Raw genomic sequence first — 10,162 nt, 5'->3', positions numbered from 1 at the left:
TGGCAGGCGCCGGTCTCGTGCCGTCCGATGTGGACGTTGTCGAGGCGCACGGCACGGGCACCACGCTGGGCGATCCGATTGAGGCGCAGGCGCTGCTGGCCACCTACGGCCAGGACCGTGAAACGCCGCTGCTGCTCGGGTCGATCAAGTCGAACATCGGACACTCGCAGGCCGCGTCAGGCGTCGCGGGTGTGATCAAGATGGTCATGGCTATGCGGCACGACAAGCTGCCGCGGACGCTGCGCGCGGACGTTCCCTCGTCCCACGTTGACTGGGAGGCCGGCGCAGTCGAGTTGCTTACCGAGCAGACCGATTGGCCGCGTGACGACCGTCCCCGACGCGCTGGTGTCTCGTCGTTCGGCGTGAGTGGCACCAACGCGCATGTGGTGATCGAGCAGCCGCCCGCCGTGGTGGTCGTGGCGGCGGAGTCACGGGTTGTGCCCGCGGTCGTTCCGTGGGTGCTGTCGGCGAAGTCCGAGGGAGCACTGGACGCGCAGGCCGGCAAGCTGAAGTCCTTTGTGGATGGTCAGTCGCCGGTTGACGTCGGGTTCTCGCTGGTGTCCACTCGCACGAGTTTCGATCACCGGGCGGTGCTGCTGGCTACTGACGAGGGCGTGTCGGAGGTTGCCAGGGGTGTTGCTGTCGCGGGTCCGTTAGCGGTGTTGTTCTCGGGTCAGGGATCGCAGCGGGTGGGTATGGGTTGGGAGTTGGCCGCTCTGTTCCCGGTCTTCGCTGAGGCCTTCGATGCGGTGGTCGGGCAGTTGGGTGTTGAGTTGCCTGATGATCAGGAGTTGTTGAACGAGACGGGTATGGCTCAGCCGGCGTTGTTCGCGATCGAGGTCGCGTTGTTCCGTTTGGTGGAGTCGTGGGGTATCAGGCCGGACTTCTTGGCTGGGCATTCGGTGGGTGAGATCGCGGCTGCGCATGTGGCTGGGGTGTTGTCGCTGGAGGATGCCTGCACGTTGGTGTTGGCGCGGGCTCGGTTGATGCAGGCGTTGCCGGCTGGTGGTGCGATGGTGGCTGTTCAGGCGACCGAGGACGAGGTTCTGCCGCTGTTGACCGCTGGTGTGTCGATCGCGGCGGTCAATGGGCCGACATCGATCGTACTGTCCGGGGTGGAGGATGCGGTGCTGGCCCTCGCGGGGCGGTGGAAGCACAAGCGGTTGTCGGTGTCGCATGCGTTCCATTCGTCGTTGATGGATCCGATGCTGGATGATTTCCGTGCGGTGGTGGAGGGCCTGAGCTTTGCCGCTCCGCGTATTCCGATTGTGGCGTCTGGTGATGTGACGTCGTCGGAGTACTGGGTGAGCCACGTCCGTGACACCGTGCGTTTCGCGGATTCGCTGCGCACCTTGAGTGGCTCTGGTGTGGGTTCCTTCCTGGAGTTGGGTCCGGACGGTGTGCTGTCGGCGATGGCGGCGGAGTCTTTGCCGCCGGAGGCCGTGGTGGTGCCGGTGCTGCGCAAGGACCGGTCCGAGGAACTCAGTGCGGTGACGGCGTTGGCTCGCCTGCACGTGAACGGTGTGAAGGTCGACTGGCCGAGGTTCTTCGGCGGGCTGGGTGCGCGTCGGATCGACCTGCCAACGTACGCTTTCCAGACCGAGTGGTACTGGCCTCCGACTGTGGTGCGCTCCGGGGACGCGGCTGGTCTCGGCCTCTCCGCCACCGGGCATCCGCTGTTGGGCGCCGGGGTGGAACTCGCCGGTTCGAACGGCTTCCTGTTCACCAGCAGACTGTCGATTCGCTCGCATCCGTGGCTGGCCGACCACGTCATCCTGGGTCAGGTTCTCCTGCCGGGCACGGCGTTCGTGGAGCTGGCGATCCGTGCGGGCGACGAAGTCGGTTGCGACCGGGTCGAAGAGTTGACGCTCGCCGCGCCATTGATCCTGGCCGAGGAGACCGCCGTCCAGTTGCAGGTCGTGCTCGACGCACCAGACGAGTCCGGCCGACGCCCGATCGGCATCCACTCGCGGCTTGAGGGTGCGGGGGAGCTGTCCTGGACTCAGCATGCGACCGGTTTCCTGGCCACCGGGGCGCGTACGACATCATTCGATACCACGGTCTGGCCCCCGGCCGGTGCCGAGTCCGTTGACCTGGACGGTTGCTACGAGCGGTTCGCCGAAGGGGGATTCGAATACGGCCCGGTGTTCCAGGGCCTGCGGGCAGTATGGCGCGTCGGGCAGGACGTCTTCGGCGACGTCGCACTGCCTGAAGGCGCCGAAGGCGAAAAGTTCGGCTTGCACCCCGCGCTGTTGGACGCAGTGCTGCACGCGGCCGGGTTCGGCGTGATCAAGCAGGGCGGGTTGCCGTTCTCCTGGGAAGGTGTGTCGCTGCACGCGAGCGGTGCTTCGGCGGTGCGGGTGCGGTTGTCCCCGTCCGGCGACGGCGCGATGTCGATCGCCGTCGCGGACGCCGACGGTTCGCTGGTGGCCTCGGTCGAGTCGCTTGCGGTGCGGGCCGTGTCGGCCGAACAGTTCAGTGAGGCCGGTGCGGTCGGGCGGGACTCCCTGTTCAGCGTGGAGTGGACGCCCATCGCGGTTCCCGAGACGACAGTTCCGGTCATCGAGTTGGGCCGGATCCCCGCCGAGGTCCCGGCGGTGGTGGTGTGCTATCTCGCCGGCGACGGCGACGTGGTGGAGTCCACGCACGCTGTGACCGCTCAGGTGCTGACACGCATGCAGCAGTGGCTGGCCGACGAGCGGTTCGAAAGCTCGCGGCTGGTGTTCGTGACGCGTGGTGCGGTATCCGGTCACGACCTCGCCGCGTCGGCCGTCTGGGGCCTGGTGCGTTCGGGGCAGTCCGAGAACCCGGGCCGGTTCGGCCTGTTGGATGTGGATTCCGATGAGCTGATGCCCCGGGCGCTCGTGATCGACGAGCCACAGCTGGTGATCCGCGACGGCGAAGTACTCGCGGCCAGGTTGGCGCGGGCGACCCCGCACGAGCCGGTGACGTGGGATGCCGAAGGGACCGTGTTGATCACCGGTGGCACCGGTGGTCTGGGCGGAGTCCTCGCTCGCCACCTCGTCGGACGGGGTGTGCGGAACCTGGTGCTGCTCAGCCGTCGCGGCCTTGCCGCCGAAGGTGCTGAGGACCTCGTCGCGGACTTGACTGCTCAGGGTGCCGACGTGACGGTTGCGGCTTGTGACGTCGCGGACCGTTCCGCGTTGGCGGATGAGTTGTCGCGGCACGAGATTACCGCGGTGGTGCATACCGCTGGTGTGCTCGATGACGGTGTGATCGGGTCGCTGACCGCTGAGCGGTTGGACACTGTGTTGCGGCCGAAGGTGGACGCCGCGTGGCACCTGCATGAGCTTTTGCCGGACGTCAAGGTCTTCGCGGTGTTCTCTTCCGCAGCGGGCACAATCGGAACCCCTGGGCAGGGCAACTACGCGGCGGGTAACACCTTCCTGGACGCGCTTGTCGAGCACAGGCGCGGACTCGGTCTGCCGGGTGTGTCGCTGGCGTGGGGCGCATGGGACCAGAGCGCCGGCCTGACCGGCAGCCTGTCCGAGACGGACATGGCCCGGATGACGCGTTCTGGCATGCCTCCGCTGTCCGTCGAGCAGGGCCTCGCACTCTTCGACACGGCGATCGGCTCCGAACAGCCCGTCGTGCTGCCGGTACGGCTGGATCTGCCCGTGCTGCGCGGTCAGGGCGAGGTTCCGCCACTGCTGCGCGGCCTGATCCGTACTCGGGCACGGCGGCTGGTCGCCGGCTCGGACGCCGCGGCAGGCCTTGTGCAGCGACTGTCGGTGCTCGGCGACGAAGAGCGTGCGGAGGCGCTGCTCGAGCTGGTACGGACAGAAGTCGCGATGGTGCTGGGACGTGCGGGCGCGACCACCGTGGACCCGAACCGGGCCTTCCGGGATCTCGGCTTCGACTCGCTAACCGCTGTCGAACTGCGCAACCGCGTGGACACGGTTTCCGGTCTCCGGCTGCCCGCCACGCTTGTGTTCGACTACCCGACGTCGATGGTGCTGGCCGGGTACCTTCGCGAGGAACTGTTCGGCGCGGACACCATCGCGGTGTCGCAGTTGCCGACGACGGTTGCGACCGCGGACGACCCGATCGTGATCGTGGGCATGTCCTGCCGCTACCCCGGCGGCGTCGGCTCGCCGGAGGACCTGTGGAACCTGGTGCTCGACGGCACGGACGCCATCTCGGAGTTCCCCGGTGACCGTGGCTGGGACCTGGCAGGTCTCTACAACCCCGATCCTGACCACGCCGGAACCTCGTACACGCGCTCGGGTGGGTTCCTGCACAACGCGGGCGAGTTCGACCCGGACTTCTTCGGCATGTCCCCGCGTGAAGCGCTGGCCACCGACTCTCAGCAGCGGCTGCTGCTGGAGGCTTCGTGGGAGGTGCTGGAGCGGGCCGGAATCGACCCCGCTTCGCTGCGGGGCAGCCAAACCGGCGTGTTCGCCGGGGTGATGTACAACGACTACGGCCTGCTTCTCACCGGTGAAGGCTCCGAGGGTTACCAGGGCCAGGGCAGTTCGGGAAGCATCGCGTCGGGCCGGATTTCCTACACGCTGGGCTTCGAGGGCCCGGCGGTGACGGTGGACACGGCGTGTTCGTCCTCGCTGGTCGCGTTGCACCTTGCCGCACAGGCACTGCGGCAGGGTGAGTGCACGCTGGCGCTGGCTGGTGGTGTGACCGTGATGGCCACCCCGAACGCGTTTGTCGGCTTCTCCCGGCAGCGCGGTCTTTCCGTCGACGGCCGGTGCCGGGCGTTCTCCGACTCCGCGGACGGCGTGGGCTGGTCCGAAGGCGTCGGTCTGCTCCTGCTGGAGCGGTTGTCCGACGCCCGGCGCAATGGGCACGAGGTGCTGGCCGTCGTGCGTGGAAGCGCGATCAACCAGGACGGCGCGTCGAACGGCCTGACTGCCCCGAACGGCCCGTCACAGCAACGAGTCATCCGCCAGGCGCTGGCGACTGCTGGTCTTTCTCCGTCCGATGTGGACGCTGTCGAAGGACACGGCACCGGAACCACGCTCGGCGACCCGATCGAGGCGCAGGCGCTGCTGGCGACCTACGGTCAGGACCGCGAGACTCCGCTGTTGCTGGGGTCGATCAAGTCGAACATCGGGCACACGCAGGCGGCTGCCGGTGTCGCCGGTGTCATCAAGATGGTCATGGCGATGCGGCACGGTGTACTACCGAGAACGCTGCATGTGGACGCCCCGTCGTCGCATGTGGACTGGGAGGCCGGGTCGGTCGAACTGCTCACTGAGCACACCGACTGGCCGGAGACCGACCGTCCCCGCCGCGCCGGCGTGTCGTCGTTCGGGGTGAGTGGCACCAACGCGCACGTCCTTATTGAGCAGGGCGACCCGAGCGACCTCGCCCCGCGCGGAACGCGCGAAGAAGGCCCGGTTCCGTGGGTGCTGTCGGCGAAGTCCGCCTCGACATTGGACGGCCAGGCGAACCACCTTCGGTCGTTTGTGGACGGACAGTCGCCGGTCGACGTCGGGTTCTCGTTGGTGACGTCCCGGTCGATGTTCGACCACCGGGCGGTGTTGCTGTCGACGCCGGAGGGTGTTTCGGAGATCGCGCGGGGTACCGCCGGCGACGGATCGCTGGCCTTCCTGTTCGCCGGACAGGGGTCGCAGCGTCTCGGTATGGGCAAGGAGCTGCACGACCGGTTCCCGGTGTTCGCCGAGGCATTCGATGCTGCCGCGGCGGAGCTTGATTTGTATCTGGACCTGCCGCTGACAGATGTCGTGTGGGGCGATGACGCCGATACGTTGAACGACACCGGTGTCACGCAGCCGGCGTTGTTCGCGATCGAGGTCGCGCTGTATCGCCTGGTGGAGTCGTGGGGTGTGCGGCCGGACTTCCTGGCTGGGCATTCGATCGGTGAGATCGCGGCGGCTCACGTGGCTGGTGTGTTGTCACTTGAAGACGCTTGCGCTTTGGTGGCTGCCAGGGCTCGGTTGATGCAGGAGCTGCCGACCGGTGGCGCGATGGTGGCCGTTCAGGCGAGCGAGACCGAAGTACTTCCCCTGCTGACCGATCGCGTGTCGATCGCGGCGATCAATGGGCCGTCGTCGGTGGTGGTTTCCGGCGCGGAGGAAGAAGTTCTGGCGCTGGCTGGGCACTGGAAGCACCGGCGTCTGTCGGTGTCGCACGCGTTCCACTCGCCGTTGATGGATCCGATGCTGGATGACTTCCGCGCTGTCGTCGAGGGTCTGACGTTCGAGGCTCCGCGTATCCCGATCGTGACCTCCGGGGATGTCACTTCGCCTGAGTACTGGGTGAACCACGTTCGCGGCACCGTGCGGTTCGCCGATGCCCTGCGCACCTTGAGTGACTCCGGTGTGAGCACGTTCCTGGAGCTCGGCCCCGACGGTGTGCTGTCGGCGATGGCAGCGGAGTCTGTGGCCACCAGTGCTGTGGTGGTACCCGTGCTGCGCAAGGACCGCTCCGAAGAGATCGCTATGGTGACCGCGCTCGCGACGCTGCACGTCAACGGTGTGAAGATCGGCTGGCAGGAGTTCTTCGAAGGACGCGGTGCGCGTCGGATCGACCTGCCGACCTACGCTTTCCAGCGTCAGCGGTTCTGGCCGTCCGGGGGAGCCCCGGTCGGAGACGTCGGCGCGGCCGGCCTGGAAGCCACGGACCACCCGCTGCTCGGCGCCACCGTGGAGCTCACGGGTGCCGACGGGTACTTGTTCACCAGCAGGTTGTCCCTGCGGTCACACCCGTGGCTGGCCGACCACGTAGTGATGGGCCGGATGCTGTTGCCGGGCACCGCGTTCGTGGAACTGGCCATCCGTGCCGGTGACGAGGTCGGCTGCGACCGGATCGACGAGCTCACGCTGGCCGCACCGCTGGTCATGCCCGAACAGGGCGCCGTGCAACTGCAACTGCGCGTCGGAGTCCCCGAGGACAACGGTCGCCGCACGATCGGCATCCACTCGCGGCTCGAGGGAGCGGGCGAGCTGCCGTGGACTCAGCATGCGACCGGTTTCCTCGCCACGGGTGTTTTGTCCACGTCGTTCGACACGACCGTATGGCCCCCGGCCGGGGCCGAATCCGTTGACGTGGACGGGTGTTACGAGCGGTTCGCGGAGGCGGGGTTCGAGTACGGCCCGGTGTTCCAGGGCCTGAAGGCCGTCTGGCGCAGTGGGGAAGAGGTCTTCGCCGAGGTCAGCCTGCCCGAGGACATCGACGGCAGCGGGTTCGGGTTGCACCCGGCACTGCTGGACGCCGTCCTGCACGCCGCCGGCTTCGGCGGAGGCGATCAGGGCGGTCTGCCGTTCGCCTGGGAGGGCGTGTCGCTACATGCCACGGGCGCGTCTTCAGTGCGGGTGCGACTGCGGCCGACAGGCGACTCCATGGAGATCGCGGTCGCGGACACCGCGGGCGAACTGGTCGCGTCGATCGAGTCGTTGGTGCTGCGGGCCATCTCGGCAGAACAGCTCACCGAGGCCGACGCCGTCGAGCGAGACTCGCTGTTCGGTGTGGACTGGACCTCCGTGACGCTGCCGGCCGCGGCAGGACAGACAGTGACCGTCGTCGGGCCGGACATGTTCGGCCTGGCCGACGTGGTGGTGCCGGATCTGGCGTCGCTCGGCGACGAGGTGCCGGACGCGGTGGTGTTCTCGGTCGCGGGTGACGGCGATAGCGTGGAATCCGTCCACGCGGAAACGTCCGAAGTCTTGGGCCTCATGCAGCAGTGGCTGGCCGAAGAGCGTTTCGCCGACTCGCGGCTGGTGTTCGTGACGCGTGGCGCGGTATCCGGTGGCGACTTGGCCGGGGCCGCGGTGTGGGGTCTTGTGCGTTCGGCACAGGCGGAGAACCCGGGACGGTTCGGCCTGGTGGATCTCGACGCCGAGGGTGCGGCTGTCGCACAGGCACTGCTTACGGAGGAGCCGCAGCTCGCGATCCGGAACGGTGCCGTGCTGGCGCCTCGCCTGGCACGCGTGGCCCCGCAGGAGCCGGTGGCGTGGGATGTCGACGGCACCGTGCTGATCACCGGTGGCACCGGCGGATTGGGCGGGATTCTGGCTCGGCATCTCGTTACGCGCGGGGTGCGGAGCCTGGTGCTGCTGAGCCGCCGTGGTCTCGCCGCTGAAGGTGCCGACGAGCTTGTCGCCGAGTTGACCGGTGAGGGTGCCGACGTCGCCGTGGTGGCCTGTGATGTGGCGGACCGTGCCGCTTTGGCCGAGGTGTTGTCGCAGCACGAGATCTCGGCGGTTGTGCACACCGCTGGAGTGCTCGACGACGGTGTCATCGGGTCGCTGACGCCGGAGCGGATGGGTGCGGTACTGCGTCCGAAGGTGGACGCGGCATGGCACCTGCATGAGCTCACCAAGGATCTCAAGGTATTCGCGGTGTTCTCGTCCGCGGCCGGCACGTTCGGCAACCCCGGACAAGGCAACTACGCCGCGGGTAACGCATTCCTGGACGCCTTGGTACAGCATCGACGGGCACTGGGTCTGCCCGGCGTGTCGATGGCGTGGGGCGCCTGGGACCAGACGGTCGGGCTGACCGGCACTCTGTCCGAAGTGGACATGGCGCGGCTGGCGCGTCCCGGCATGCCACCGCTGTCGGTCGCCCAGGGGCTCGCGCTGTTCGACGCGGCGGTTGCCGCCGAGGAAGCAGTGGTGCTGCCCCTGCGGATGGATCTGACGGTGTTGCGTGGTCAGGGTGAGGTCCCGCCGTTGCTGCGCGGCCTGATCCGGACGCGGTCGCGTCGTTCGGTGGCCGGCTCCGAAACCTCGGTCACCCTGGTGCGGCGGCTCTCGGCGCTCGGTGAGGTGGAGCGGCTCGACGCCTTGCTGGAGCTTGTCCGGGTCGAAGTGGCTTCCGTGCTCAGGCATGGGGGCGCCGAGACCATCGATCCGAACCGGGCGTTCCGGGACCTCGGGTTCGACTCACTGACGGCCGTGGAGCTGCGCAACCGCCTCGGCGCGGTCACCGGCCTGCGGCTGCCCGCGACGCTGGTGTTCGACTACCCGACGACCATGGTGCTGGCCGGATACCTGCGTGAGGAACTGCTCGGCGCGGACACGCAGCCGGTGGCGCAGCTGCCGACTCAGCTGCCGCCGATGGGCTCCACGATCGACGATCCGATCGTGATCGTCGGCATGTCCTGCCGCTACCCCGGGGGCGTCAGCTCGCCGGAGGAACTGTGGCGCCTGGTGTTCGACGGCACCGATGCCATCTCGGACTTCCCGGCCGATCGCGGCTGGGACGTCGAAGCCATCTACAACCCCGACCCGGACAGCGTCGGCACGTCGTATACGCGGTCGGGCGGGTTCCTGCACAACGCGGGCGAGTTCGACCCCGAATTCTTCGGCATGAGCCCGCGCGAGGCGCTGGCCACGGACTCGCAGCAGCGGCTGCTGCTGCAGGCTTCGTGGGAAGCCCTTGAGCGCGCGGGAATCGACCCGGTATCGCTGCGCGGCAGTCAGACCGGTGTTTTCGCGGGTGTGATGTACAACGACTACGGGCAGCTTCTCGGCGGTGACGATTTCGAGGGCCAGCGAGGCACCGGCAGCTCGCCGAGCGTGGCTTCCGGCCGTGTTTCGTACACGCTCGGACTCGAGGGTCCGGCCGTGACGGTGGACACGGCGTGTTCGTCCTCGCTGGTGGCGTTGCACTGGGCGATGCAGGCACTGCGTGCCGGTGAATGCTCGTTGGCGCTCGCAGGCGGTGTCACCGTGATGTCCTCACCGGGCACATTCGTCGAGTTCTCCCGGCAGCGCGGGCTTTCCGCTGACGGCCGGTCGAAGCCGTTCGCGGATGCGGCGGACGGTGTCGGTTGGGGCGAAGGTATCGGCCTGTTGGTGTTGGAGCGTCTTTCGGATGCTCGGCGCAACGGGCACGAAGTGCTGGCCGTCGTTCGTGGTTCCGCGGTGAATCAGGATGGTGCGTCGAATGGGTTGACTGCTCCGAATGGTCCGTCGCAGCAGCGGGTGATCCGTCAGGCTTTGGCGAGTGCTGGTCTGTCCACGTCCGATGTGGATGTGGTCGAGGCTCATGGCACCGGTACGACTCTGGGTGATCCGATTGAGGCGCAGGCGTTGCTGGCGACTTACGGTCAGGATCGTGAGACTCCGCTGTTGCTGGGGTCGATCAAGTCGAACATCGGGCACACGCAGGCGGCTGCTGGTGTCGCCGGTGTCATCAAGATGGTCATGGCGATGCGGCA

1 protein-coding gene is annotated in these 10,162 nt (G+C 67.8%); it reads left to right on the top strand.

Features of this window, described 5'->3' with window-relative positions:
* On the top strand, positions 1-10,162 hold a 10,162-nt coding region (locus JWQ81_RS44550), incomplete at both ends, for a type I polyketide synthase (protein ID WP_297551698.1).

Source organism: Amycolatopsis sp., from assembly GCF_025464955.1.
Lineage (GTDB): Bacteria > Actinomycetota > Actinomycetes > Mycobacteriales > Pseudonocardiaceae > Amycolatopsis.
Note: the sequence above shows the minus strand (reverse complement) of the source record. Positions and strands in the feature narration are given on the sequence as shown.